Source organism: Paenibacillus sanguinis 2301083 = DSM 16941, assembly GCF_000374825.1.
In the GTDB taxonomy this organism is placed as follows: domain Bacteria; phylum Bacillota; class Bacilli; order Paenibacillales; family Paenibacillaceae; genus Fontibacillus; species Fontibacillus sanguinis.
On the sequence record NZ_KB895377.1, the window covers coordinates 1 to 25,424 of the forward strand.

The following is a 25,424-nucleotide window of genomic DNA, read 5'->3' on the forward strand; positions in this document are numbered from 1 at the left end:
AACAGTGGAAACGAGTACGCACACGAATCCGCGAACTCCGAGCGCTTGGAGTACCCGAATGGGCCTGCTTTAGGATGGCAAACTCGCGGCGAGGCGCATGGGAAATGTCTCGGAACACAAATAATGCCCTTCCCACTTCCTACTGGGAAGCGAGAGGGCTGAAAAGTTTGCTTTCACGTTACTTAGAGCTTTGTTAACCTTTTGGAACCGCCGTATGCGGACCCGCATGTACGGTGGTGTGAGAGGACGGGGGCTTGCCGCCCCCTCCTACTCGATTGAAGACTGTAGCATGAATAAACAGTTCATTTTACATAGGACTAAAGTATCGCAAACATTAACCGAATATTTCCCCACTATGATTTTAGTATAAAGGCAAATGTATAGATATGGGGGAGTGGTCAGAATTGGATAGTCAGGCCATGGCATTGCTGGAGCGTTCTGTAGAGGAAGAAAATGAGACCCTACTTGGGAATGGGGACAGCGGCGTGGTACAGGAGACTATTGCCGATGCGGCGGTATTCCAAGCCGGGGGTTCAAATATCGACGTAAGGGCTTTTTGCCGTGAAGTACCGGTGATTGCGCCGGAAGATTCTTGTCGAAGCGTGCTGCAGCTGTTTAAGAAGGATCACGATTTACCTTGCATCGTTACTTGTGATGAAAGTCACAATCCTGTAGGGCTGCTGATGCGGGACCAATTCTTTCGCAATCTCGCCGGAAGATTTGCCGCCGATTTATTTTATGACCGTTCTTCTGAATATTTCGCGGTACGGAATCCGCTGGTATGCGAATTGGACACGCCAGCCGGAGAATTGCTGGATGCGGCGCTGAACCGGGATGGCTCGCGCTTTTATGACTGCCTGATTATCGTGAACCGGGGGCTTTATTACGGAATTATGACGGTCCAGGATTTAATGCTATTGTCCCGGGAACTACAACGTGAAGCGGATGAATCACGCCGTATGACCGTTCGAGAGAGCCGTAATCGCGTCGTGGAAATTGAACAATCGATTGTTCAAGTATCCGAGTCGGCCCGACGTAGTCTGGATGAATTGGGAAAAATGAATAATTTGTCAGCTGAAGGCAGAGCGGAGCTGGAAGCGGTGAAGGCCTCTTTTGCCCGGGTATTGGAGATGACTCGATATCAAGAGACGCAGATGGGGCAATTGCTGGAGCGAATGAAAGAGATATCTTCCGTGGCTTCACGTATTCATGGACTCGCGGATCAAAGTGGAATGCTGGCCATGAATGCCTCCATTGAGGCAGCACATGCCGGAGAGCATGGAAGAGGATTTGCTGTAGTGGCCACGGAAGTTCGCAAGCTGGCGCTTCAGACCAAGAATTTTTCGGAAGATATCGGTGCGACCCTTGATGTTGTTGAGAAGCTGATTCAGGAAACGGCAGGGACAGCTTCCTCCACTGCTGGCGAAATGCAGCAAAGTCATAATCACGTTGGACGTGCGGATGCCACCTTCCAAGCCTTGGTTGGATCGGCCCGGGCCGTAGAATCAAAAGGACAGGAGATGTGCCAATCGTCGGAGGAAGCGGCGCAGCGGACGAAGACGGTGTTGCACGAATTGCAGCTGTTGGAACAAACAGAATGATATTTTACATTAAGTTTACATTATCATTCATTTTTTTTTACATAAGTGGGCTAGAATAATGAATATATTTCTTCTTTCGATGGCTGTTTTGGAGCATACTAATCTTATAGCTGAAGCGCTGGCACGGTCTCGCTTGAATGGCGGGTACCGTGCTTGAAATTTGTTAGCGCTCTCCATGTCACTTCATGTGCTTCAAGGATTGAAGGGCGGCAAGGATGCTTATTTGTGAAGGAGAACTGACATGAGCAACATTATCCAGATTAAGAAGCTGAATTTGTATTATGGGCAATTTCATGCATTAAAGGATGTTTTTTTGGATATACCGGAGAAAGAGATTACCGCCTTTATTGGTCCCTCAGGCTGTGGGAAGTCTACGCTTCTGCGTACGCTGAACCGAATGAACGACATGATCCCAGGGACACAGATTAATGGATCTGTGGAAATTGCCGGTTCAGACATCTATGGCGAGGAAGTGGAAGTGGAATCGTTGCGCAAGCGCGTCGGCATGGTCTTTCAACAGCCGAATCCTTTTCCAAAGTCCATTTATGATAATGTGGCCTATGGTCCTCGTCTGCACGGTATCAAAAATAAAGCGGTTTTGGATGAACTTGTCGAGAAGAGCCTTCGTCAGGCAGTATTGTGGGACGAGGTCAAGGATTTTCTGAAACGTTCGGCACTTAGCTTGTCGGGCGGTCAGCAACAACGTCTTTGCATCGCGCGAGCTATTGCGGTGCAGCCGGATATCTTGTTAATGGATGAAGCAACTTCAGCGCTGGACCCTATCTCCACTTTGAAAATTGAAGAATTGGTACAGCAATTAAAAGATAGTTATACGATCGTCATGGTCACGCATAATATGCATCAGGCGGCTCGTATTTCGGGACGGACCGTTTTCTTTCTCAACGGGGAGATCGTGGAGGCTGATCATACGCAAACCCTGTTCTCTACGCCGCGGGACTCACGCACTGAAGATTACATTTCCGGTCGTTTCGGATAACGAGGAGGTTGCTGTATGATTCAACGTAAGGAATTTGATGATAATCTGGAGGAACTTCGCCGTTTGCTCAGACAAATGGGAACGCATGTGGAGGAAGCTTTGACTGGCGCCATTGAGGCTTTGCAAACCATGGACTCGACAAAAGCTAAGGAAATTGCGGCACGGGATATTGAACTGAACCAGCTGGAGGAGCAGGTTATGGACATCGGTTCACGTCTGATTGTGACGCAGCAGCCTGTAGCCAAAGATTTGCGCCGAATCATTGTGGCGTTCAAGATTTCCAGTGATTTGGAGCGCATGGGGGATCTGGCCATTGATATTGCTAAGGTGACGACACGTCTGCAAGGCGAGACCTTGATCAAGCCACTGATCGATATTCCCAAGATGACGGAATTGGTCATTCTGATGCTGCGCGAATCCTTGCAATCCTATCTGGATGAGAATACCGATTTGGCATATAAGATGGCCAAGGATGATGATGAGGTAGATCATTTGTACAGCCAAATGATCCATGAATTGTATTCGTTCATGTCCAGCAACAAGGATTCCTTACAGCAGGCAATGCTGCTTACCTTAGTAGGTCGTTATATTGAGCGGATTGCCGATCATGCGACCAATATCGGAGAGTGCGCTGTTTATCTGGTCACCGGACATCGTCCTGATTTGAACCAATAGTTACTATTAGATGTTGTTTTAAATACGCAATATTAGGACTACGAACGGTCGCTGCTTGCAAACCTGCAAGCGGCGGCCGTTTTTTGTGCTGGAGTTTACCCGGTGTTTTTGATAGGGGGCTTTGTGTTATCATAAGACAAGGTACAAATTTGTGGACGAGGTGTCGTATGGAAAAATTGATACTTATAGATGGCAACAGCATCATTTATCGGGCGTTCTTTGCGATGCCGCCGCTGACTAACTCAAGTGGAATGCATACAAATGCCGTATATGGATTCACCAACATGCTGCTACGGCTCATTCAAGAAGAGCGGCCTACGCATATTCTTGTCGCTTTTGATGCGGGCAAAGTGACTTTCCGCCATGAGTCGTATCAAGATTATAAAGGTGGCCGCGACAAGACTCCACCCGAATTGGCTGAGCAATTTCCCATGCTGCGTGAACTGCTGGAAAGCTTTGGTATCTCCTGGTTTGAATTGGCCGGGTATGAGGCCGACGATATCATCGGGACGCTGAGCAAGCAAGGGGAAGAAGCGGGATATGATGTGCTGGTTGTTACCGGTGATAAAGATATGCTGCAAGTGGTGAGTGACAAGGTTAAAGTAGCGTTGACCCGTAAAGGAGTTAGTGAGATCGAGCCTTATGGCCCAAAGGAAATTGAGGATCGTTATCAGCTCAAGCCGCTGCAAATCATCGACCTGAAGGGCTTGATGGGAGATGCTTCCGATAATATTCCAGGCGTACCTGGAATCGGAGAGAAGACAGCGCTGAAGCTGTTGCATCAATTCGGCTCTGTGGAGGAAGTTCTGGCCCATTTAGATGAACTCAAGGGGAAGATGAAGGAGAATCTGGTCAATCATGCAGAGGACGCGCGTCTAAGCAAACAACTTGCCACCATTTTCCGTGAGGTTCCCGTTGAACGTTCGTGGGATGATATGATATTTTCCGGGATTTCCGAAGAAAAGGCGGTCCCTATGCTGCGTAAGCTGGAATTCAAGTCACTGCTGGACAGGTTGTCCTTTACTGCCAATGCAGGAGAGACCGAGGGTGGGGCGCAGGAACTGGCGGATATCTCTGTTATACAGGTGGACCAGAGTAACCTGCCAGAGCTTATTGCCAAGCTGCCTGAGGTTGAAGGACTGATTGTGGAATCTCATGGAGAGAACCCACATCAGGCTGAATTGATGGGAATCATTTTGTCTACTGCGGATCAGCATTTCTTCTTGACCCTTGACGCGCTTCAGCTTGAAGAAGCGAAGGAGGTGCTGAACTGGCTGGCGGACGACGGAATTCCCAAGCGCGGCTATGATCTGCATCGGGCCGATCTTGTTTTGTTTTGGCAAGGGATTGCCTTCGCTGGCGCTGAACATGATATTCAGCTTGCCGCATATTTGCTTGATCCGACGGAGAACGACCAGACAATTCATGGTTTGGCTGTCAAATACCGCTTGCCCGGGGTGCCTGCCGATGATGAGGTTTATGGTAAGGGAGCCAAATTCAAGGTGCCGGATGCGGAGGAGCTCAGCAGGCATTTAGCACGTAAAGGAGATGCGCTTCGCCGCATCTTGCCGCTCCAGCGGGAAGAGCTTGAGAATTATGAGATGCACCGGTTATTTTATGAGATGGAGATGCCTCTATCCCGGATATTAGCCGATATGGAGAAGCAAGGTGTGGCTGTAAACCGGGAAGCTCTCAAGGAGCTTGGGGTGGAATTTGAAGCCCAGATCAGTAAGCTGGTGGCCCGTATCTATGATATTGCTGGATTGGAATTCAACATTAATTCGACCAAGCAGTTGGGCGAAATTTTGTTCGACAAGCTAGGACTACCCGTGGTTAAGAAGACCAAAACAGGTTATTCGACGGACGCTGAAGTGTTGGACAAGCTTGCTCCCTATCATGAGATCGTTCAATTTATTTTGGAATATCGTCAACTGGCCAAGCTGCAATCTACCTATGTGGAAGGGCTATTAAAAGAAATATCGACCAGGACAGGCAAGGTGCATACCTATTTCCGGCAGACGATTGCTGCAACCGGTCGTCTAAGCAGTCAATTCCCTAACCTGCAGAACATCCCGATTCGCTTGGAAGAAGGCCGTAAAATCCGCAAGGTGTTTGTTCCATCTGAGTCAGGCTGGTCCATTCTCGCGGCTGACTATTCTCAAATTGAGCTGCGCGTGCTGGCCCATATTTCGGGTGATGAGGGCTTAAGAGAAGCATTCCTGCATGATATGGACATTCATACGAAGACGGCCATGGACGTGTTTGGGGTTGGACCTGATGAGGTCGACAGCAATATGCGCCGTTCTGCCAAGGCGGTTAATTTCGGTATCGTGTATGGTATTAGCGATTATGGTTTATCGCAAAATCTCAACATTACCCGCAAGGAAGCTGCTCGCTTCATCGACCAGTATTTCGATGCGTTCCAGGGCGTTCGTCGCTACATGGACGAGATCGTGAAGGAAGCCAAACGGGATGGATATGTCAAGACCTTGCTGGAGCGCCGACGTTATTTGCCAGAGATTAATGCCTCTAACTTCAACCTGCGCTCTTTTGCTGAACGGACCGCAATGAACACGCCGATACAGGGCAGTGCGGCTGACATTATCAAGCTGGCGATGGTTCGTATGGACGAGACGATGCAGAAGCATAATCTGAAAAGCCGTATGCTGCTTCAGGTGCATGATGAATTGGTATTTGAAGTACCGCCGGATGAATTGGAATTAATGAAGCAACTTGTGCCGGAAACGATGGAAAAGGCCTTGACGTTATCCGTTCCGCTCAAAGCTGAAGTATCGTGTGGCTTGAATTGGTACGAAGCCAAATGACCTTCAGGATGCAGTAATATTACAGTATTAGAGGTGTCAAATCATGCCGGAATTGCCGGAAGTCGAGACAGTCAGAAGAACGTTGACCCAGCTAGTGGTCGGAAAAACAATTGAGGGCGTGCAGGTGCTGCTGCCGCGTATTATTCAGCGTCCGGATGATATCCGGCGCTTTGAAACCGAGTTGACCGGGCATACCATTACGGAGATTGGCCGAAGAGGCAAATTCCTGCGTATCATTATGGATGGAGTAGTGCTTGTCTCCCATCTGCGGATGGAAGGCCGTTATGGTGTATATCCGGCAGATGAGCAGGTGGAGAAGCATACTCACGTCATCTTCACATTTACGGATGGCACTCAGCTTCGTTATAAGGATGTTCGCCAGTTTGGGACCATGCATCTTTTTGCAGGTGGAGAAGAGCTGAAGGAAAAACCCCTCTCCAAGCTTGGTCTGGAGCCGCTGGATGGAGATTTCACGTTAGAAGCCTTTTCTCAGGTTATCTCCCGGCGTACTACCAAGATCAAGCCAACATTGCTTAATCAAGAATATATCGTTGGTTTAGGTAATATTTATGTAGACGAAGCCTTGTTTCGAGCAAGAATTCACCCCGAGCGACCGGCTAATGAATTATCCTCCGAAGAACTTCAGGTGCTGCATATGGCTATTGTGTCCACTCTGGAAGAAGCGGTAGCGGCTGGGGGATCTTCAATTAAGTCCTATGTTAATGGACAAGGGGAGATGGGGATGTTCCAGCATTCCTTGCAAATTTATGGACGAAAGGGAGAGGCATGCAGGAATTGTGGTCATCCGGTGGAGAAATCGGTGGTTGGTGGCCGGGGAACTCATTTTTGTCCGGAGTGCCAGACCCCTCCCGCTCTGACAACCTACTCCAAAGTGTGAGGTGCACCGGCATGAATATTGGATTGACCGGTGGGATCGCTACCGGCAAAAGTACGGTATCCCGCATGCTGGCCCAGCGAGGCGCAGTAATTATAGATGCCGATATCATTGCCAGAGAAATTATGGAGCCGGGACATCCGGTGCTGGCCGCTGTTGCTGAACGGTTCGGACAAGCTATTCTGCATTCGGACGGAAGTCTCAACCGGAAGAAGCTGGGGGAGATTATTTTCTCTCAGCCTGAAGAGCGGAAAGCGCTGGAGGGTTTGACTCATCCTGCCATCCGAATCGAAATGAAAAGGCGAATATCGGAATGGGAAGCTGTGGATCCTTCGAAGCTGGTCGTCGCTGATATTCCACTATTGTATGAATCGGGGCTAGAATCCTTATATGAAGAAATCATGGTGGTGTATGCACCCAGAGAAGTGCAGAAATCTCGATTAATGTCTAGGGATGGGCTGACGGAAAAAGAAGCGGAGCAACGGTTGAACGCCCAGATGGATATCGAATTGAAGAAGGAGAGGGCGCATATTTTGATTGATAATAGTCAAGGATTGGAAGAAACAGAGCAGCAGATTAAGCGCTTTTGGCGGGATAAGGTTCAAATATGAGCTGGCTTCGAAAGAAAAGGGTGCTGCTTTTACTGTTTCTCGGGTTTACCGTTCTGTTGTTTTTCAATTCTACGTGGTTATCGCTGTTTTACCCGATTTATTATAAGAACGAAATTCGCCAGCACGCTCAGGTGAACGAACTGGACCCCTTCATCGTAGCGGCCATCATCAAGGTGGAGAGCAACTATAAGCCGGGTGCCGAGTCTCGGAAGGGGGCGCTGGGTATTATGCAAATCATGCCGGATACGGCGAACTGGGTCATTGAAATGGCCAGGCTTCCGGAAGCCACGCTGGAGGAAATTCGCAATGAGACAGAGACAAATATAGCTATAGGAAGCTGGTATTTAAAATCATTGTCTGATCAATTTGGGGGTAATCAAATTGCCATGATTGCAGCCTACAATGCGGGCCCAACCAATGTGAAGAACTGGCTGAAAAGCGGGAGATGGGATGGCCGTCTGGAGACATCGAAGGATATACCGTTCGGTGAGACTCGGCACTATGTGCAGCGGGTTACTCATTATTACAAGCAGTATTCGGATATATACGACGACTTCTAGAGGCTGCATTAACAAGAAAAAGCATCAACAGCGAATGAACGCTATCGATGCCTTTCCATACCGGCATTATTTGTATTGACCAGCCAGTTGTTGTTCGGCGATAGTTACCAGACGTTTCGTAATGTAACCACCGATCGAACCGTTTTCGTAAGAAGTCAGGTTGCCGGCATATCCGTCTTGTGGGAAGGAGATGCCAAGTTCCTGTGCGATTTCATATTTCATTTGATCCAACGCTCCAGAAGCTTGTTTAACCACCAGATTGTTCGAAGAGTTGTTGTTTTGGGCCACGATTGTTCACCTCCTTGCGGTTGGTAACAGTATTATGTGCCTGGACTATCGAGTTCATTACGGAATTGTGCAGTAATTTATTGGCATTAATTTATAATAGGTGTGAGCATTGTATTTTTTGAAGGGAGGAAGGCTGGCTTGAGATGTCCTTATTGCGACTATTTTGGCACTAAAGTTCTCGATTCAAGACCTGCTAATGAGAATCGCTCCATTCGCCGTCGTCGTGAATGTGAGAAATGCAGCCGCCGTTTTACCACTTTTGAGATGGTTGAGGAAATGCCCTTGATTGTCATCAAGAAGGATGGCAGCCGTGAGGAATTTAGCAGGGAGAAGATGTTGCGTGGCCTGATCCGGGCATGTGAGAAGCGCCCTGTGTCGGTAGAGCAATTAGAATCCATCGTATCCGAGGTCGAGCGCTCGATGCATTCTGCCAATGCTGAAGTGGAGAGTCGGGAGATTGGCGAGCTCGTTATGGAACAGCTTTATCCGGTGGATGAGGTGGCATATGTGCGTTTTGCGTCGGTATATCGGCAATTCAAAGACATTAACATGTTTATGAAGGAACTTAAGGGGCTGCTGTCCAAGAATACAGAGGCCGATAATTAACAAGCAATGTCTGTTCATAACGATAAGAGCAAAGGTAAACACTTCTCGTCAAAAATGCGCAGGAGTGTTTATTTTTTTGCGTTAATGCGAAAGTTACATGGTATAAACCTGTTTATCATTTTACACAAAGTTTACAAAACGAAAACACGGGATTGATCTTTGATCCCTATAATCAAGTTGTAAAACAAATAAGGGGGATACCTAAGACAATGAAAAAGAGTATGCTTTTGGTTTTGACTTTGGTACTGAGCTTGACATTGGCCGCTTGTGGTCAAAGCAACAATGCAGCACAAAACAACAACACTCCTGGGTCGAACGGCGCATCTACGAATGAAGCTGCTCCAAACAACGCTGGTGGTGAAGAAAAGACAACATCAGATCTGTCGGGATCACTTCTGGCAGTAGGTTCATCGGCTCTTCAACCATTGGTAGACGAAGCTTCCAAGAAGTTCATGGATGAGAACCCTAACGTTTCTATACAAGTTCAAGGCGGCGGTAGCGGTACTGGCTTAACGCAAGTGTCCGGCGGACAAGCTGATATCGGTAACTCTGACGTATTTGCTGAAGAGAAGCTTGATGCGGCTGCAGCAGCTGAATTGGTTGATCATCAAGTTGCCGTTGTAGCAATGGCTGCTGTTATCAACCCTGACATCACGATTGACGACTTGTCAAAAGATCAACTGGTGCAAATCTTCACGGGAAAAGTAACAAACTGGAAAGATCTTGGTGGTCCGGATCAAGCGATCCAGATTATCAACCGTCCTTCAAGCTCCGGTACTCGTGCTACATTTGAAAAGTACGCTTTGGGTACCAAGACAGAAGATCTTCAAGGTTCGATTCAAGAGGACTCTTCCGGTACAGTTAAGAAGCTTGTTGGCGAAACACCTGGAGCTATCGGATACCTTGCCTTGTCCTACCTGGATGAGAGCGTTAAGGCTGTTAAATACGAAGGCGTAGAAGCTAACGAAGAGAACGTAGCCAACGGTAGCTATCCAGTATGGGCTTACCAGCATATGTACACGAAGGGTGAGCCGAATGAAGTGGCTAAGGCATTCCTTGACTACATGGTTTCCCCTGAAATACAAGAAAATGATGTAGTGGAATTGGGCTACATTCCAGCTAGCAAGATGCAAGTTAAACGTGATGTGGACGGCAACATTACGAAATAAGATTACCAGATAAACATCATATTAGCAGGATAAGAGGCGGACCATTCTGCCTCTTTCTGTGCTGCTGCAAAGGGAGAGGTTTCATGGCTCAGTCCGGCGGAAGAAAAAAAGTACAGCCGCATATCATAGAGGAATGGACCGGCAAAATATACGCTTCATTATGCATAGTATTTCTGGTTGTGACGATCTTCTCGATGGTTTATTTTGTTGCAACCAAAGGATTAAGCACCTTTTTTCAAGACGGGATCGCATTTAGTGAAATTTTTGGGAGCGCTGATTGGAAGCCAGGGGGAGAGCCGCCGGTTTATGGCGCTTTGCCGTTCATTCTCGGTTCCTTTAGCACTTCTTTGCTTGCAGCCTTGATTGCTGCTCCGCTAGGCATTTGCGCAGCTTTATTCATGGTTGAAATTATGCCGAAATTCGGTAAGAAGTATCTGCAACCGGTCATTGAACTATTGGCAGGTATTCCTTCGGTTGTTTACGGCTTTGTTGGTCTTAGCGTGATCGTTCCTTTTTACCGGGATCTTTTCCCGGGTCAAGGTTTGGGTATCATGGCAGGAGCAACTGTATTGTCAATCATGATTCTGCCGACCATTACATCGATCGCGACGGATGCGCTTTCCGCATTGCCTCCCGGTTTGAAAGAAGGCTCTTACGCTTTGGGAGCCACGCGTTGGCAAACTTTATCTCGTACTGTTATTCCTACAACCTTGCCAGCATTGATGACCGGTGTTGTGCTTGGCATGGCTCGCGCCTTTGGCGAGGCTCTTGCGGTGCAAATGGTTATCGGTAACGCTCCGCATATTCCAAGCTCACTCTTCGAATCGACTTCGACACTGACCAGTGTCATTACGCTGAGTATGGGGAATACGGTAATGGGTACCACACCAAATAATGTGCTCTGGACGCTAGCGTTAATCTTGATGTTGATGACATTTGTATTCGTCTTTGTCGTACGCTGGCTTGAAAGGAGAGCGAAGTCATGAGTGCAAGAACAGTAGACAAAATTGCAACAACCGTCATCATTCTGTTTGCCGGGATAATTGTGCTCATTATGCTGGGCTTGCTGGGATTTATTTTTTTCCGGGGACTCGGTCATATCAGCTTTGATTTCCTGACGTCCCCGCCGGAAACCATCAAGGCAGGCGGCGGGATTGGTCCGCAATTATTTAACTCCTTATTCCTGCTGGTGCTTACGTTAATTATCACCATTCCTTTGGGATTGGGTGCAGGAATTTATATGAGCGAATACGCCAAGCCGGGCAGAGTAACGGACTTTATTCGATTGATTGTCGAAGTGCTGTCCTCTTTCCCATCCATCGTTGTGGGCTTGTTTGGTTTGCTCGTTATCGTTAACTTATTTGGCTTTGGCTTCTCCCTGTTCTCAGGCGCACTGGCATTGACGGTATTTAATCTGCCGTTGATGGTTCGGATTACAGAGCAGGGAATGGCTAGCGTTCCGCAGGCACAGAAGGAAGCCAGTCTGGCGCTGGGCTTGTCCAAATGGAAGACGATCAGTTCAATTATGCTTCCGATTGCTCTGCCAATCATTCTGACAGGAACCATTCTGGCGGCCGGCCGTGTATTCGGTGAAGCAGCGGCCCTGTTATTCACAGCGGGTATGAGTAGTCCAAGGCTTGACTTCGGGAACTGGAACCCGTTCAGCCCGACGTCTCCGTTAAACCCATTCCGTCCGGCTGAGACGCTGGCCGTACATATTTGGAAGATCAATTCTGAGGGGTTGGCTCCGGATGCTCCGGAAATTGCTGCCGGCGCTTCGGCCGTTCTGATCATCACTGTACTGCTGTTCAACTTGCTGGCACGCTGGCTTGGACGCATGATGTTCAAGAAATTTACGGCAACGAAATAGGAGGACGAAGCAGTGCAAAATATCGGATTGGCCACAAAAGACTTAAGTGTATTTTACGGCGAGAAGCAAGCTGTTAAAAATATATCGCTTGATTTCGCGACCCGTCAGGTCACTGCCTTGATCGGACCTTCCGGGTGCGGTAAATCCACCTTCTTGCGAAGCTTGAACCGAATGAATGATCTAATTAGCGATGCGCGCATTACGGGTGAGGTGTGGATCGGGGACGACAATATCCTGGACCCCAAGACTGATGTCGTGCTGTTGCGTCAAAAGATCGGCATGGTCTGGCAACGTCCAAACCCTTTCCATAAGTCGATTTATGAGAATATTGCGTTTGGTCCCCGTTATCATGGTATCCGTAACAAGAAGCAACTTGATCAGATTGTGGAGGAGGCCTTGACGAAGGCGGCGCTTTGGGATGAAACCAAGGATCGGTTGCATAAGTCTGCATTGGCCTTATCCGGGGGACAGCAGCAGCGGCTATGCATTGCCAGATCGATTGCAGTTAATCCAAGCATTATTCTGATGGATGAGCCGGCATCTGCTCTTGACCCGGTATCGAGTGCAAAAATTGAAGAGCTGATTGCCGAGCTCAAGCAGGAATACTGCATTATCATCGTTACGCACAACATGCATCAAGCTGCCCGGGTATCGGAGAAGACAGCGTTCTTCTTGATGGGAGAGGTCGTGGAGTTTGATGATACGAGCAAAATATTTACCAACCCAGCGGAGAAACGTACGGATGATTACATATCCGGGAGATTTGGCTGAGCCAACTTTTTACTAAATTGAATGATACGCGACAGGCCGAGCGGGAGATTACATCATCTCCGTGCTCGGCCTCTTTGCACATTAAGTCATGGGAAGCATACGAGTAGCTATTCGCCTTCTCTGGCACGGGACTTTTGATGGGAGCATTTCCCCGACTAAGGGCCATTTAAGTTTTGAGAAACTCGTATATACTAGTAATATAATAATCAAGAATAAGTCATCAGATGTGCCTTGAATCATCAAAGGAGATCGAATTATGAACGTGCTGGACTGGATTGAGCGAATGTTTGAGCAATACGGTTACTTTGTCCTGTTGTTTGGATTGCCTGTTGACTTTATTGCCTTGCCGTTGCCTCCCGGACAAACGACATTAACTTATACGGGCTATTTGAGCTACGAAAGGATTATAAGCTTGCCGTGGGCCTTGCTTGCCGCATATGCAGGCTCTTTTATCGGCATAACTGCCACTTACTTTATCGGTTACCGTGTTGGGGCTCCACTTGCCGAGCGTTACGGCAAATGGATTTTGCTAAAACCGGTGTATTTGCAGCGTACACGGAAGGTCTATGAGAAATATGGAAACAAAATGCTGCTGATCAGCTTCTTCATCCCAGGAGTAAGGCAATTTTTTGGTTATTTCGTGGGCATGATCCGTGTCCCATTCCGGATTTTTGCTTTATATGCTAGCGTGGGCGCGGGTCTCTGGGTCAGCTTATTTGTTGGTATCGGCTACATATTTGGGGAACAATGGCAGGTTGCCATCCATTGGGTGGAGAAATACATAATTTATTTCTTTATCGGTGCTGGGGGGATAGCGTCCGCACTGATCTATGTGAAGTGGCGTAAGTGGAGGCTGAAGGTGGCCAAGCTTTCACGTTGACGGGAAAGGCGCGAACTCTCGCTTCCGCGCCTTTTTTGCTATATAAGATTACTTTTTGCTTCGTAAAATCAAAAAATCATCGATCAATGCTTCCTCGGTTTCTTCTCCGGGAGTGGCTTTGCCGCTTTTTGTTGTTTCTTCCTTCAGCTTCAACAGGGAGAGCAACTCAAATAGGTCTCCAAGGACATTGAAGCCAGCTCCGATAATAGCGAGGTCGTCCGAAGAGATGTCATTATCTGCGCGCCTTTTGTATTGGCGTCTCTTTTTTCCTCCCAAGAGCACCACCTGCTTTTAATATTGACTTGCTTTGTTGTATTATATGCAGGTTCTTGCAAGCTTGATTAGGCAATAGGAACGGCTTGCCATGCGAATGGGATAACGGGCTATTTTTTCGCTTCTCCGCGAATGTGCCGTGTCTTTCGGCAAGCCCTCCTAATATGATGTTCTATAATCACAGAAGGAGGGAAAACAATGTCGGGATATGAAAATAGCGTGGGCAATGTTGGTTGCGGCGGCGGTGGACTCTGGACTTCCACGGGGACAATTCTTGTGTTGTTCATCTTGTTGGTTATCATCTCCAGAGCGTTCGTACTGTAATCTATTGATATGACGACAAGGAAAGGCCCTGCAGAAGCAGGGCCTTTCCTTGCCTTAAGAGTCTATTTAGCTACCTTGAGGAAATAATGCATCGAGTGCTGGACAAGGCTCAGTATCGAGGAAATGCTTCAAGGCTGTTGGCATGTTGTTGAAGATATCCTTCAGGGAGGTTCCCTGATAAATATTGCCGATGATCACCGGGTAGCAAAGCTCGGAGATCAAGATGTCGCCATTGCCATGAAGGTGCAATTGTTTCTTGCCCTCGATGCAATGGGAGAAGTGGATGCCTGGTTGGTCGGCGAAGCCAAGCTCGCCGGCAAAGCGGTCCATACAGGTGAAGTATATAATACCGTCCTCCCGTTTCGCATCAATCAGCTCTTGTACCGCACGCTTGAGCTGATCCCGGGCAGCAATGGCCTTCCAGCCCGTATGCTCCATACGGATGCTGTTCTGAATTTCATGTGTACGCACACCAAGCTGATAAACGTGGTCCCCGATTTCCCCCAGATGATGCTCGGTTTCCTCGAACAGGAGCGTTTCCAGGACAGTATCGATTGAACTGGCCGCCGAGTAGGCAATATTCTCCCTGATCTTGTGGTACACCGATTCCGGCATGCCGTAATAGCGGGAGAAGTTGGCAGCATCGGTGAAATTGAACGAGATATGTAGCGTGGTGAGTCCGGCTGCCTCCAACTGATCAATACGGGCAGGATTCAGCAGACTGGCATTTGAATTCAATTGAGTCTCAATGCCATTCGCGGAACAGTAGTTGACGATTTCCAGGCAATCCTGAAATTTTAAAGTCACTTCTCCACCGGAAAGGCGAACCCGGCGAATCGTCCCGATTTCTTCCAGCAGTCGGGTCACTTCTTTGCCGCTGATACTGTTGCCGTCATTTCTTTCGTACGCGCAGCAATAATCACATTTAAAATTACAGCTTGAGGTAACGCCAACCTCAAGGGCTTCCAGCCCATACACAGCAGGCTTTTGCAACTCAAGAAATTTATACTTTTGCATAAGCTTAGTCCTCCTGATTATTTCCAAATCCTATTTGATCCTTAGTGATTATAAGGCTTATGAGCTGCGGAGCTTTATGACTTTTTTAACGTTGAATTTACCGGTTGACAGGCCTATAACAATTTTATATACTATAATAGTCGTCTAACGGGGCCTTAGCTCAGCTGGGAGAGCGCATCGCTGGCAGCGATGAGGTCAGGGGTTCGATCCCCCTAGGCTCCACCAAATTGCGGACTTTTAGCTCAGTTGGTAGAGCAGTAGACTCTTAATCTATTTGTCCAGGGTTCGAGTCCCTGAAGGTCCATCCAAGAAGAACGGTAGCGATACCGTTCTTCTTTGCTGTCTAAATACTTGAACCCTAGATAGGGATAGCCGCGCCAGGACTTTCCCTGACACGGCTATTTTACGTCTGTTGCCCCGGAAAGAGGCAAACCTCCAAGTCTCATCACATTTCTCTTGGGAGGGCTGATAGAAGGCTTACTGCCGGATAAGCAAAATTCTTGCTGCGGGAACAACGACATGTTGCCCTTGTTCATCCATCAATTCCAGAGAATCCCGGTGCAGGTTGACCAGGATGCCATGTAGGCTATGCTCCCGGGTCTCCACGGTGACGCATTGGCCGGCAATTGCAGTCATGCGCTCCACGGTGCCGGCATCGGGAAAAGAGGCGGCTGCAAAGGCTTGCTCCAATTGCTCGATACGGCTCGTTAACAGCTCCAGCTTGGCTTGCAGCAACCGAATGCGCCTGCGCAGCGGACCATTGAGCAGAAAGCGCAGAACACTCATAAGATACACCCCCTTCCTCAGATCGATATCTCCCAAGGAAGGGCCTGCGTACTTGTACCCTTCTTTTGCAGAAGACATTATATCTTATGTTGCTAGATTCATAGAGTTCGGGTGGGTCCGCTTTTCTGGGGCTATTCGTTATGTTATGCTGGAAGCAAGTGACGAATCAAAGCAAAAAGGAGCTGATGACATGATCAAACATATCGTATTATTTAAACTGAAGGATGCTGCACCGGCAAGCATTGAGCGGACGGTTCAGGTATTGCGCGGTCTGGAAGGCAAGGTAGAGCAATTGCGCAGCCTGGAGGTGGGAACCGATGTCATACGCTCCCCGCGTTCTTATGATATCGCTTTGATCGCTACCTTTGATTCCCTGGAGGATCTTGAGGGATATCAGGTTCATCCCGAACATAAGAAGGTTATTGAGCATATGACCGAAGTACGAGACACCCAAGTTGCGGTAGATTTTGAATTTTAAGATTCACTTTTGATAAATTGGCGTATTATACAGGTAAGGGACATTGGCATAGAGGGACAAGCTTCACCGTTTTCAGGAGGTATTGCAATGTATTATGTGAATCGGGAACAAATTGAACGAAGACTTGAAATTATTCCGGAATTGCTTCAGGTACTTGGCCAGATGTCCCAGAGAGAACGTCCCCTCATTGAACGGTATGCCCAGGAGCGTGCGCTGCATCTTGCCGTAGAGATCGTGACAGATGTAGGCAGTTATCTCATTGATGGCTTCATTATGCGCGATGCTAGCAGTTACGAGGATATCGTGGACATCATGCTGGATGAGAAGGTCATCGACAGGGACATGCATGCTGTCTTGGTTAAGCTGGTGCGGCTTCGGAAGCCGCTAGTGCAGGAATATTTCCTGAGCCAGCAAGAGACTGACGAGTGGACACAGGATTTACCGGAGGTGCTCGAGACTTTTTCAACAAAGGTACTAAGTTATTTGGAACAGGAAGGCGTTTATAGCCCATTGGCTAAATAAAATTGTTGTCTATGTGTGACCAGTCGGATTGTTGTTGCTTATAATACATTAAGATATGGGCATTCGCCCTGATACGGGGAATGCTGAAAAGGAGAGATGAGGTATGAGTAAAGGTAATAAAGGTTGGTTGTTAGGTGCAGCGATCGGTACGATCATCGGTTCGGTGACGGCATTGCTGTTTGCGCCAAAGCCAGGCAAAGAGCTTCGTAAGGACATCGCGGATGGGGCTCGCCAGGTTGGAGAGAAGACCCAGGAGGTTGCCGGGATGGTGACGGAGAAAGGGACTGTTTTGGTGGATAAAGTGAAAGAAACAGCCGGAGATATCATTACGGATATTCGCCAGGTGACCAAGGAAAAAGCGGAGCAGGTATCCGATATCGTGGAAGACACAGTGGAAACTGTAAAAGAGGTCAAGACCGTGGTGCTGGGTGTAGTTGATCCGGAGACAGATGGCAAGGATGCCGAGGCTGCTACTCTTGAAGCTGCGGTTACTGCGGAAGAGGACGGAGACGTTAAATAAGTTGGTTTTGCTGACATGACGATATGGCCTAATGGGGGACCCTGGAATCGGGGTCCTTTTTCATGGTCCGGGAGCTGCGGCTTTCTTGTTTGATGTCGCGAATTAAGTTAATATTTAGGTACGCTTTATGATCCCAAGTCATACAGTAACGAGAGAGACTCAAATTAAAATTTGATGATAAAGGAAGCGGTATGTTCGTGCAGCAAGCTATTGCCATCTTAGATTCGGGAGTGGGAGGTCTCACGGTCTGCAAGGAAGTTATGAGACAGCTTCCCAGAGAGAAGATTATTTATTTCGGAGATACGGCCCGGGCTCCCTATGGTCCAAGGTCCCCTGAAGAGGTTCGTTTGTTTACCGAGCAAATCGTTGATTATTTGATTCAATTTGACCCTAAGCTGATTGTCATCGCCTGCAATACAGCTACTGCGGCTGCGCTTGATTACATCAAGGACAAAGTGAATATCCCGGTCATCGGTGTCATTCATCCCGGGGCCAGAGCGGCGATCAGCACCACCAAGACTGGAAAAGTAGGGGTTATCGGCACGATTGGCACCATTCGTAGTGAAGCTTATACTATTGCCTTGCGCGAACTGAATCCCCAAATCGAGATTGTTAGCCAGGCATGCCCCGAACTCGTACCATTAGTGGAACGGGGATTGTATGACACCGACGAGGCCTTGTTCGTCGTACAGAATTGTCTGCAAGAACTGAAGGAGTATCCCATGGATTGCCTGATTCTTGGCTGTACCCATTATCCCTTCCTGAAGAACTCTATACAACAGGTGATGGGGGAGAAGGTTACGTTGATCAGCTCAGCCGATGAGACGGCTCGGGAGATCAGCACGGTACTTCATCAGGAGGAGGGCCTGGCCCGGGGGAACGACATCCCGGTGCATCAATTTTTCTGTAGCGGGGATGCGGACATGTTCCGCAAGATTGCCCGCCAATGGCTAGGGGAGCAAATCGAATTGACCCCGATTGTATGGCAGGTGTCCAGCCCTGTGGGCTAGCATGAAGAACCTTTGGAGGGATATGCCGGCTAAAGGTTCTTTTAGAGGTTGTTCAAAAAAGTCTTTTTGATCACTCCGCTACTTAGCCCCTAGGCTTCTTCCAAGCTTTAACACGCACCTTAGAAGGGCGGACAAGCCTATGTAATGGGGGAGGGAGAGAGGATCATGCAATTGATCGCCATGCTGACGATGTTGATTGATCATATTGGATTTATATTTTTTCCAGGGGAGATGGGTTGGAGGATTATTGGGAGAATTGCCTTTCCCATCTATGCCTATGCGCTAGTTCAAGGTCATATCCATACCTCCAATTACCGAAGATACGCCGTGAGACTGGGGATGATTGCCCTGCTCTCGCAAATTCCTTATCAACTGGCCTTCGACACCACCGGCTTGAACGTAGTAGCTACCCTGTTAGTCTCATCTCTTATCCTTCGTTTGCTGGAAAAGGTGAAGCATGGCGTGGGGTCCGGCCTTATTGTTGTTGCCGCCTGCTTGCTGATGGAGATCGTGTCGTTCGACTATGGAGCTTATGGACTGCTGCTCGTTTTAATTTTCAGATACGGGGGAACGGCCAGTATTGTCATCATGCATATGCTGCTGAATATCGTTTATTTGTTCGCCTTTGGCTGGATCGTCCAGCTAGCAAGCATCATCCCGACGATGGTGATCGCCTATGGACCCGAGGTCTGGAGAAGGTTGGAGAACTGGCGACTCCCGCGCTGGGTATGGCGGAGCTTTTATCCGGTGCATTTGGCTGTGCTGGTTATTTTGGCATATACACTGCGTAATTAGTTGAATGGGCAAGAAACACGCTGTATATCTGAACATATCAAAGGAGGAAGCGTCGTGAAATGGAGAAGAATTTGGTCGTTTCGGCATTGGTCCCATATTTTTCGCCGCATTTTACCTCTGCTGAGTTCTGCAAAGGTGCCGTGGTCCGATAAGCTATTGTTGACAGTACCGGCACTCGTGTATTGGGTTCTGCCTGATGTCATGCCACTGATACCTATAGATGATATGGCGGTGACGATGCTGCTCATGAACTGGTTTGTGACCCGGGCTGAGCGGAAATACCCTGGTATATAGCAAGGATTTGCCCCTTGCTCTTGCTTGTTTGACATTGTTTCTTTACAATTAGGGATGTTAAGTAAGCCAATTCAAGATAGGAGAGATCTCATGAACATCAAAATTACCCGCAATGCGGCGAAGGTGATAAAGCAGGAACTTGAGAAAGAAGAGAATCAAGGAATGGTTCTGAAGGTATTCATTACGCACTCCCATGGGGATCACGCTCATTATGGTCTGGATTTGGCCAAGCCAGAGAGCGATGCTCAAGTGATTAAGACGGATAAGGAAATCGATGTGATCGTGGAAGGAACTGATCCATTGCTGGATGGCGTAAAGATTGATTATTTGTATTTTCCGGAGGAAGGATTCGTCATTACTAATCCCTCTAAAGGAAATCATGGCGACCACTAAGTTTAGCTGAACCATACAAAGAAGGGATCCACGCATGGCTAACGATATCCGGATTTGCGATAAATGCAATCATATCCGAATGAAGACCTTTATACCGAAATTGCAAAAGCTCGCGCCAGACGCCGAGATTAAAGTCGGCTGCAAGTCTTATTGCGGCCCGTGCGGCAAAAGAGCGTTCGTATATATTAACGGCCGGTATGTCAGTGCACCAACGGAAGACGAGGTGCTGGAGAAAGCCGCCCCATTCGTTAAGAAACCAAAGACAGAGGATTGAACAAAAAACCCCGTTTCCGAGAGGAAGCGGGGATGTTCTATTTACGGCTATCCAGCGAATTCAGCAGATTCGTGGTAATGATTGTATCGGATATTTCCAAACGTTTTATCGCTTCCTCCTGCGGAACGCGACATGGCTCGATATCGGTGAGTTCCCTGCTGGTCAGGTCGTAACATTGCCCGTCTTCAAACAAATGGCTGGCTGAAGGGATATAGTAGACTTGTCCGTCTGTAAAGGCCCCTGTACGAAGCACCACCAGGCGTTTATCGGTTGCGCTGCTAAACAAATTATTGCCCATAAAGTAGTATGGCTCCGCAGAGATGCCGAGTAGATGCAGCAAAGAGGGCGTCATATCCAACTGTCCGGCTGGCTCCGGATAAACTCCCGCATGTTGGCTATCCGGTAAATGGATCAGCAGCGGAACTTGATTCATGATTTGATGCATATCCAGTTCGCTTAGCTTATGGCCCAGAAACCGTTCATAATCCTGTTGCACCGTAACAGAGTTATCATGGTCGCCATAAACGTACAATATGGTACGATCCCATACACCTTCCTGCTTCAATCCAGCTACAAATTGGCCTAACGCTTCATCCATATAGTGAATGGACTGCAGGTAGTTGCCGAAGATGGTTCCTTCAAACTCTCCAGTATCCAGTGTTCGGGCGTCGGCGGGCAACGAATAGGGATGATGGCTGGATAATGTAATCATGAAAGAGTAGAAGGGCTCTTTGGTTTGCTTCATAAAGTCCAATGATTGGCGAAAAAAAGACTTGTCGCCCAGCGACCAGCCTAGCGGCTCATCCATCACATAATCCTTCTTGCTGTAGAACCGGTCATAACCCATTGCCGGATACAACTGATTCCGGTTCCAGAAGCTGCCCTCATAAGCATGGAAGGCGGCGGTGGTGTAACCGGATTGGGATTTAACAATTTGCGGTAGTGCATCAAATCGATGATCCGGGTAACGAACAGCGACAGAGCCGGTCGGTAGCGGATGGAGCGAGCTATTGGAGGAGAAATCCGCATCAGAGGTACGCCCCTGCCCGGTCTGATGATAATAGTTAGGGAAGTACAGGCTTTCCTTCATCAATTTATTGAAGTGGGGAGTAATCTCCTGTCCAGCGATTTCCCGGCCGATCATAAAGTTCATAAAGGCCTCGGCTTGGATGACGATCACGTTGCTCCCTGCATAAGCACCAAAGGTCTCATTTTGTTCGATTTGACGCGGTCTGGCCTCCCGGAACCATCTGCGAACGGCATCTTCTTCTCCTGCATCCACTGTATGGGTTCCTCCAAGCTGCTCCTGCACGAAGCGACTGGTATCATAATAGTGAAAGCCCAGCAGGCCGGTAACATTATACAGGGATACATTCCACCAATTGTTCTCGAATAGTCCGGCGGCCCAGGTACGGGCGTAGAACTGAATGGGGCCAACGGATAACATGAAGCCAAGAGCAAATACAGCAAGGCCGGGGAACAGGCGCCCCAATTTATTCTGTTTCTTCTCTTGGTATCTGGCATTTGCCCGATAGACAGGACCCAGACTGTCAGTGGCGGAAAGGGTTATCTGTGCCTGTCTCCGCCACATCTGAGCGAAAAGTAAGGCAACTAGCCAGAGAGCCCAGTCTGCGATCAGCCACAGATCACGAGGATGAATCAGCTCTTCAATACTTTCGCCCAGGGCTCCCACCTGTCCTGCTTGCATTAGAACAGGTACCGTAATAAAGTCGGCAAAATACCGGTAATAGATCAGGTCAGCGAAGATCAACAAGGTGAGCAGCACATTCAGACTGCCGATTCCCCACTTGAAGGCTCGGGCAGGGAGCCATAATGTCCAGAATGAGGCCAGCATAATAGAACCGATGGCTATCAGGTCATCCATCAAGCTCATGTCAATATAACGGGCCTTCAATTGACCATGAAATAATACAAGCTTGATAAAGATGGCCAGTATGAACATGAGGTAGGCAAAATACCGGGATTGCCGCAGCCAATTTATTCGGTGGATGAAGCCGCCGCGTTCGGAAGTAAAGCGTAGCATGACAAACAGCCAACTCCTTTCTTGCTCCGTGAAAAGGGAGAAACCCTCCCGCCACGATTAATGACGTGGGGGAAGGGGTCCGAGATACTGCAAATATTGACATTCGATACGTCCATTGAACAGCTTGCGCCGTTTATCCGCTTTGCGCATGAAGTCGCGCTCAAACGTCTTGGTTGGTGTTAAGGCGAAGAAAGACCAGGTCGGCAAGCCCGCTGTAATTCTGCCAAGCTGGGATATCAGCTTGCGAACTTCCTTCTCCTCGCCAATCCGTTCCCCGTAAGGAGGATTGGTAATCATGCAGCCGTAGTCGCCCTGCGGCTCAATCTTGACGACCGGCAAGCAATCAAAGCGGATCTCATCCGCGAGCCCGGCGCTTTTCGCGGCGGCTTTGGCGATCTCGATGGCAGCCGGATCAATATCGCTGCCTGCAATGTTTAGCGGAATATCGTCACGTACAGCATCGATGGCTTCCTCGCGAGCCTTGGCCCATAGCTCTTCCGGCACAGCCGGCCAGCTCTCGGCATTAAAGGTTCGGCGCAGCCCGGGAGCGATGTTCCAGCCGATCATCGCCGCTTCAATCGGCAGCGTTCCCGAGCCACAGCACGGATCATAGAACGGCCGTGACGGGTTCTGGTTCCAGCGGCTGAGCAGGATCATGGCGGCGGCCATCGTTTCCTTCAGCGGTGCTTCGGTGGCTAGCTTCCGGTAGCCTCGTTTATGCAGTGCAGGTCCCGTAGTATCAAGTGTGAGCAAAGCTTGATCATTTAATAGATGAATCTCAATTACGTAGCGCGGCCCGTTTTCTTCAAACCATTCGATATCATAGGATTGCTTCAGCTTCTCAACCACGGCCTTCTTCACGATTCCCTGACAAGCCGGAACGCTGCTTAGCTGTGATTTATGCGAACGACCCTCTACGGGGAATTCCCCATTCGCCGGAATCCAGTCTTGCCAAGGCAGAGCCTTGGTCCCCTCGAACAATTCTTCAAAGGTCATGGCACTGAATTGGCCCATATTGATCAGGACCCGGTCAGAGGTTCTCAGCCACAAATTACAGCGGCAGATATCGATCAATTCTCCGGTAAAATGAACGCGTCCATTATCCACAGAGGTATCGTGATAGCCCAATTCTTTCAACTCCCGCGCCACTACGGCTTCCAGGCCCATCGGTGCGGTTGCGATCAATTTCAAAGGTCCAGACATGCTTGTTAATCACTCCAACTTCAGCTTTGTACTTGTGAGAATAAACAAAAAACCATACAATTCAGTATAGGCTAATGTCCTGCAAGTTACAAACGCTTCTTGAAGTAGATAGGAAGGGAAGATTCATGATGTTGACGCCTGAACAATACGGGGATGAATTATATGCCAGCGATGAGGTGCTGGAGCGTGTAACACAATCCATTGTCGAAAGCGGGCTTAAGGATGTATCTATTGCACCGGGATACGGACGTCTTCTGACGCTCCTGGTGAAGTTGGCCAGGGCAAGCTCGGTCCTGGAAATCGGCGCATTGGGGGGATATAGCGGCATATGCCTGGCCCGGGGCCTTCCGGCTGAAGGAGGAAGATTGCTTTCACTGGAATTAAAGGAAGAGAACGCTGAGTTGGCCCGCAGGAATCTCCAGGAGGCCGGCTTCGGGCATATTGTGAGCTATAGAGTGGCTCCGGCCCTTAGCAGCCTGGAGATATTGGAGAGAGAAGGAGAACGGTTTGATTTCTTCTTCATCGATGCAGATAAAGAGAATTATCCTAATTATCTGGAGTATGCTATCAAACTGGCCAATCCGGGTGCATTAATAGCGGGGGATAATATTATGTTAAGAGGCCGGACGCTGAATCCGGACAAAAATGGACCTTCAGTACAGGCGATGCGCCGTTTTAACGAGGCCATAGCCCGGGATGAGCGGTTAATAAGTACCTTGTTGCCAGCGTATGACGGTCTGGCCTTGGCCATGGTCAAGTAATCATTAAAGCGAACACACCAAGCAGCGGCCCGTTCAGGAAGCGCTGCTTGGTGTGCGTCAAGGGAAAAAGCGGGGAGACAAAGGTCGCGGCTTCAAGGCCCGTTATGATACAGATGCGCCCAGCCATTGCCAATCACTTGAGGGCGCCGGGGATTGCCGTCGCTTTGCTCGTTCAATCTTAGCCCGTATCCCTGGTTATAGGGAGGTTGGGCTGAATGAGCATGATGGGTCAGGTGAGCGTTCGGCTGTCCCTGATGGCAGCCCTTCGGTGGGCCGATGAGCACCGATTGGTTGAGTGGGCCGAAGGTGTCCTTAACTTTAGCCGGATCAAGGCAATAAGCATAAGCGAGTACCTCGGGAGGGGTCAGTCGCAGCATATCCGAAGCCAGAATGACCTCAGGAATCGGCGCATCGAAAATGGCCAGGAAATGCGTGCCGTCCACCGCGGCAGTATCATAATGCCACCATCCCTGGGGCACGCTGGTCACCTGACCAGGACGGTTGGGATAGTTGCGAAGCTCCAGGGTAAATGGGTTGATGATGGACACGATGACTTCCCCGGTGATGCAGTATACGAGTTCCGAGGCGTTCTGATGGATATGAGGCTCCACGATATTGTTTTTATCGAGATAGACATCAAGGAGCGAGACATTGCCTAATGTATTTAATTGCTGGATAGACACTTCATTAATAAAATTGCGATCATCTTTCTTGAAGGTGGTATTTTGATTAACATCGAAGGTGAATTGCGCTGAGGGTGAGGCGTAATTCATGTATGAAACCGCCATGCTTTTTCCCTACCTTTCTCTTGGGCTTACAGAGCTGTTCTTCCTATAAATTTAAATTGATTTGAAAAATCTCTATAGATAACTATGATTTTATGGGCCGATACATACACTTTTTTTTAGTAAATGTGAATTGCTTAAGGAAAAGCAGGCTACAGTTTAATAATGCGGTTGATAAGCATTTCAGTTTACGCAGG

General features: G+C 48.6%; 30 protein-coding genes, 2 tRNA genes and 1 pseudogene. 26 read left to right on the forward strand and 7 right to left on the reverse strand.

All coding sequences use genetic code 11. The features are described from left to right. The 8 genes and pseudogenes from C557_RS25590 to C557_RS0103465 all read left to right on the forward strand — a co-directional run. Window positions 1-197: pseudogene (locus tag C557_RS25590) on the forward strand (group II intron reverse transcriptase/maturase); the annotation flags it as partial. 207 nt (window positions 198-404) lie between these two features. Then, the gene (locus C557_RS0103435; RefSeq protein WP_018750426.1) at window positions 405-1,601 is read left to right on the forward strand and encodes a methyl-accepting chemotaxis protein; all 1,197 of its coding nucleotides are present in this window, start codon (window positions 405-407) and stop codon (window positions 1,599-1,601) included. A 241-nt stretch (window positions 1,602-1,842) separates the two neighbouring features. After that, complete coding sequence (gene pstB / locus C557_RS0103440) at window positions 1,843-2,598, forward strand: phosphate ABC transporter ATP-binding protein PstB (RefSeq protein ID WP_018750427.1); 756 nt, start codon at window positions 1,843-1,845, stop codon at window positions 2,596-2,598. A gap of 15 nt (window positions 2,599-2,613) precedes the next feature. Beyond that, complete coding sequence (phoU, locus tag C557_RS0103445) at window positions 2,614-3,273, forward strand: phosphate signaling complex protein PhoU (protein ID WP_018750428.1); 660 nt, start codon at window positions 2,614-2,616, stop codon at window positions 3,271-3,273. 167 nt (window positions 3,274-3,440) lie between these two features. Continuing rightward, complete coding sequence (gene polA / locus C557_RS0103450) at window positions 3,441-6,098, forward strand: DNA polymerase I (RefSeq protein WP_018750429.1); 2,658 nt, start codon at window positions 3,441-3,443, stop codon at window positions 6,096-6,098. A gap of 43 nt (window positions 6,099-6,141) precedes the next feature. Continuing rightward, entirely contained in the window at window positions 6,142-6,996 is an 855-nt protein-coding gene (gene mutM, locus C557_RS0103455; protein ID WP_018750430.1) for a DNA-formamidopyrimidine glycosylase, read from the forward strand. Between the two features lie 11 nt (window positions 6,997-7,007). Then, window positions 7,008-7,604 (forward strand): dephospho-CoA kinase, encoded by a 597-nt coding sequence (gene coaE, locus C557_RS0103460; protein WP_018750431.1) that lies wholly within the window; start codon window positions 7,008-7,010, stop codon window positions 7,602-7,604. Next, window positions 7,601-8,164: a lytic transglycosylase domain-containing protein gene (locus tag C557_RS0103465; protein WP_018750432.1), complete on the forward strand. Its 564-nt coding sequence runs from the start codon at window positions 7,601-7,603 to the stop codon at window positions 8,162-8,164. Before coaE ends, C557_RS0103465 begins: the two co-directional genes overlap by 4 nt. Before the next feature lie 66 nt (window positions 8,165-8,230). On the opposite strand, the gene C557_RS0103470 is transcribed toward C557_RS0103465, so the two are convergent. Beyond that, on the reverse strand, window positions 8,231-8,452 hold the full coding sequence (locus C557_RS0103470) for an alpha/beta-type small acid-soluble spore protein (RefSeq protein ID WP_018750433.1): 222 nt from the start codon (window positions 8,450-8,452) through the stop codon (window positions 8,231-8,233). Between the two features lie 138 nt (window positions 8,453-8,590). On the opposite strand from C557_RS0103470, the gene nrdR reads away from it, so the two are divergent. From nrdR to C557_RS0103500, 6 genes are all read left to right on the forward strand, one after another. Then, window positions 8,591-9,058 (forward strand): transcriptional regulator NrdR, encoded by a 468-nt coding sequence (gene nrdR / locus C557_RS0103475; RefSeq protein WP_018750434.1) that lies wholly within the window; start codon window positions 8,591-8,593, stop codon window positions 9,056-9,058. A 209-nt stretch (window positions 9,059-9,267) separates the two neighbouring features. Beyond that, a complete protein-coding gene (locus tag C557_RS0103480; RefSeq protein WP_018750435.1) occupies window positions 9,268-10,227 on the forward strand; it encodes a phosphate ABC transporter substrate-binding protein in 960 nt (319 codons plus the stop codon). Window positions 10,228-10,310: 83 nt separating this feature from the next. After that, the gene (gene pstC, locus C557_RS0103485; RefSeq protein WP_018750436.1) at window positions 10,311-11,213 is read left to right on the forward strand and encodes a phosphate ABC transporter permease subunit PstC; all 903 of its coding nucleotides are present in this window, start codon (window positions 10,311-10,313) and stop codon (window positions 11,211-11,213) included. After that, complete coding sequence (gene pstA / locus C557_RS0103490) at window positions 11,210-12,097, forward strand: phosphate ABC transporter permease PstA (protein WP_018750437.1); 888 nt, start codon at window positions 11,210-11,212, stop codon at window positions 12,095-12,097. Before pstC ends, pstA begins: the two co-directional genes overlap by 4 nt. A gap of 12 nt (window positions 12,098-12,109) precedes the next feature. After that, complete coding sequence (pstB, locus tag C557_RS0103495; protein ID WP_018750438.1) at window positions 12,110-12,868, forward strand: phosphate ABC transporter ATP-binding protein PstB; 759 nt, start codon at window positions 12,110-12,112, stop codon at window positions 12,866-12,868. A gap of 256 nt (window positions 12,869-13,124) precedes the next feature. After that, the gene (locus C557_RS0103500) at window positions 13,125-13,748 is read left to right on the forward strand and encodes a DedA family protein (RefSeq protein ID WP_018750439.1); all 624 of its coding nucleotides are present in this window, start codon (window positions 13,125-13,127) and stop codon (window positions 13,746-13,748) included. Window positions 13,749-13,796: 48 nt separating this feature from the next. Here C557_RS0103500 and C557_RS0103505 read toward each other — a convergent pair whose 3' ends face one another. After that, on the reverse strand, window positions 13,797-14,030 hold the full coding sequence (locus C557_RS0103505) for a hypothetical protein (protein ID WP_420805384.1): 234 nt from the start codon (window positions 14,028-14,030) through the stop codon (window positions 13,797-13,799). A 189-nt stretch (window positions 14,031-14,219) separates the two neighbouring features. Here C557_RS0103505 and C557_RS25340 point away from each other — a divergent pair, with 189 nt between their 5' ends. Beyond that, on the forward strand, window positions 14,220-14,345 hold the full coding sequence (locus C557_RS25340; RefSeq protein ID WP_018750441.1) for a hypothetical protein: 126 nt from the start codon (window positions 14,220-14,222) through the stop codon (window positions 14,343-14,345). A gap of 66 nt (window positions 14,346-14,411) precedes the next feature. On the opposite strand, the gene C557_RS0103515 is transcribed toward C557_RS25340, so the two are convergent. After that, window positions 14,412-15,362 (reverse strand): radical SAM protein, encoded by a 951-nt coding sequence (locus C557_RS0103515; protein ID WP_018750442.1) that lies wholly within the window; start codon window positions 15,360-15,362, stop codon window positions 14,412-14,414. A gap of 149 nt (window positions 15,363-15,511) precedes the next feature. Between C557_RS0103515 and C557_RS0103520 the strand changes: the two genes are divergently transcribed. Next, window positions 15,512-15,587, forward strand: a tRNA-Ala gene (locus C557_RS0103520). A gap of 6 nt (window positions 15,588-15,593) precedes the next feature. Beyond that, window positions 15,594-15,666, forward strand: a tRNA-Lys gene (locus tag C557_RS0103525). A gap of 173 nt (window positions 15,667-15,839) precedes the next feature. On the opposite strand, the gene C557_RS0103530 is transcribed toward C557_RS0103525, so the two are convergent. Then, complete coding sequence (locus tag C557_RS0103530) at window positions 15,840-16,148, reverse strand: hypothetical protein (RefSeq protein ID WP_018750443.1); 309 nt, start codon at window positions 16,146-16,148, stop codon at window positions 15,840-15,842. Window positions 16,149-16,338: 190 nt separating this feature from the next. On the opposite strand from C557_RS0103530, the gene C557_RS0103535 reads away from it, so the two are divergent. The 8 genes from C557_RS0103535 to C557_RS0103570 all read left to right on the forward strand — a co-directional run bounded on the left by C557_RS0103535 (window position 16,339) and on the right by C557_RS0103570 (window position 20,434). Next, window positions 16,339-16,626 carry a Dabb family protein gene (locus tag C557_RS0103535; protein ID WP_026263275.1) on the forward strand — a complete coding sequence of 96 codons (288 nt, stop codon included), beginning with the start codon at window positions 16,339-16,341 and terminating at the stop codon, window positions 16,624-16,626. Window positions 16,627-16,713: 87 nt separating this feature from the next. After that, complete coding sequence (locus C557_RS0103540; RefSeq protein WP_018750445.1) at window positions 16,714-17,148, forward strand: DUF86 domain-containing protein; 435 nt, start codon at window positions 16,714-16,716, stop codon at window positions 17,146-17,148. Window positions 17,149-17,251: 103 nt separating this feature from the next. After that, complete coding sequence (locus C557_RS0103545; RefSeq protein WP_018750446.1) at window positions 17,252-17,668, forward strand: YtxH domain-containing protein; 417 nt, start codon at window positions 17,252-17,254, stop codon at window positions 17,666-17,668. Between the two features lie 191 nt (window positions 17,669-17,859). Beyond that, window positions 17,860-18,678, forward strand: coding sequence for a glutamate racemase (gene racE / locus C557_RS0103550; protein WP_018750447.1), 819 nt, complete (start codon window positions 17,860-17,862; stop codon window positions 18,676-18,678). Between the two features lie 165 nt (window positions 18,679-18,843). Next, window positions 18,844-19,473 carry a TraX family protein gene (locus C557_RS0103555; RefSeq protein WP_018750448.1) on the forward strand — a complete coding sequence of 210 codons (630 nt, stop codon included), beginning with the start codon at window positions 18,844-18,846 and terminating at the stop codon, window positions 19,471-19,473. Between the two features lie 54 nt (window positions 19,474-19,527). Then, on the forward strand, window positions 19,528-19,767 hold the full coding sequence (locus C557_RS0103560; RefSeq protein ID WP_018750449.1) for a hypothetical protein: 240 nt from the start codon (window positions 19,528-19,530) through the stop codon (window positions 19,765-19,767). A gap of 90 nt (window positions 19,768-19,857) precedes the next feature. Then, window positions 19,858-20,160 carry a heme biosynthesis protein HemY gene (locus tag C557_RS0103565; protein WP_018750450.1) on the forward strand — a complete coding sequence of 101 codons (303 nt, stop codon included), beginning with the start codon at window positions 19,858-19,860 and terminating at the stop codon, window positions 20,158-20,160. Window positions 20,161-20,194: 34 nt separating this feature from the next. After that, window positions 20,195-20,434: a YuzB family protein gene (locus C557_RS0103570; RefSeq protein WP_018750451.1), complete on the forward strand. Its 240-nt coding sequence runs from the start codon at window positions 20,195-20,197 to the stop codon at window positions 20,432-20,434. Window positions 20,435-20,471: 37 nt separating this feature from the next. Here the strand turns inward: C557_RS0103570 and C557_RS0103575 are convergent, their stop codons facing one another. Beyond that, entirely contained in the window at window positions 20,472-22,478 is a 2,007-nt protein-coding gene (locus C557_RS0103575; RefSeq protein ID WP_018750452.1) for an LTA synthase family protein, read from the reverse strand. A 57-nt stretch (window positions 22,479-22,535) separates the two neighbouring features. Next, window positions 22,536-23,681 carry a THUMP domain-containing class I SAM-dependent RNA methyltransferase gene (locus tag C557_RS0103580; RefSeq protein ID WP_018750453.1) on the reverse strand — a complete coding sequence of 382 codons (1,146 nt, stop codon included), beginning with the start codon at window positions 23,679-23,681 and terminating at the stop codon, window positions 22,536-22,538. Window positions 23,682-23,806: 125 nt separating this feature from the next. On the opposite strand from C557_RS0103580, the gene C557_RS0103585 reads away from it, so the two are divergent. Further along, entirely contained in the window at window positions 23,807-24,442 is a 636-nt protein-coding gene (locus C557_RS0103585) for a class I SAM-dependent methyltransferase (RefSeq protein WP_018750454.1), read from the forward strand. Between the two features lie 92 nt (window positions 24,443-24,534). Here C557_RS0103585 and C557_RS0103590 read toward each other — a convergent pair whose 3' ends face one another. Then, the gene (locus tag C557_RS0103590) at window positions 24,535-25,230 is read right to left on the reverse strand and encodes a cupin domain-containing protein (protein WP_018750455.1); all 696 of its coding nucleotides are present in this window, start codon (window positions 25,228-25,230) and stop codon (window positions 24,535-24,537) included. Window positions 25,231-25,424: the final 194 nt, after the last annotated feature.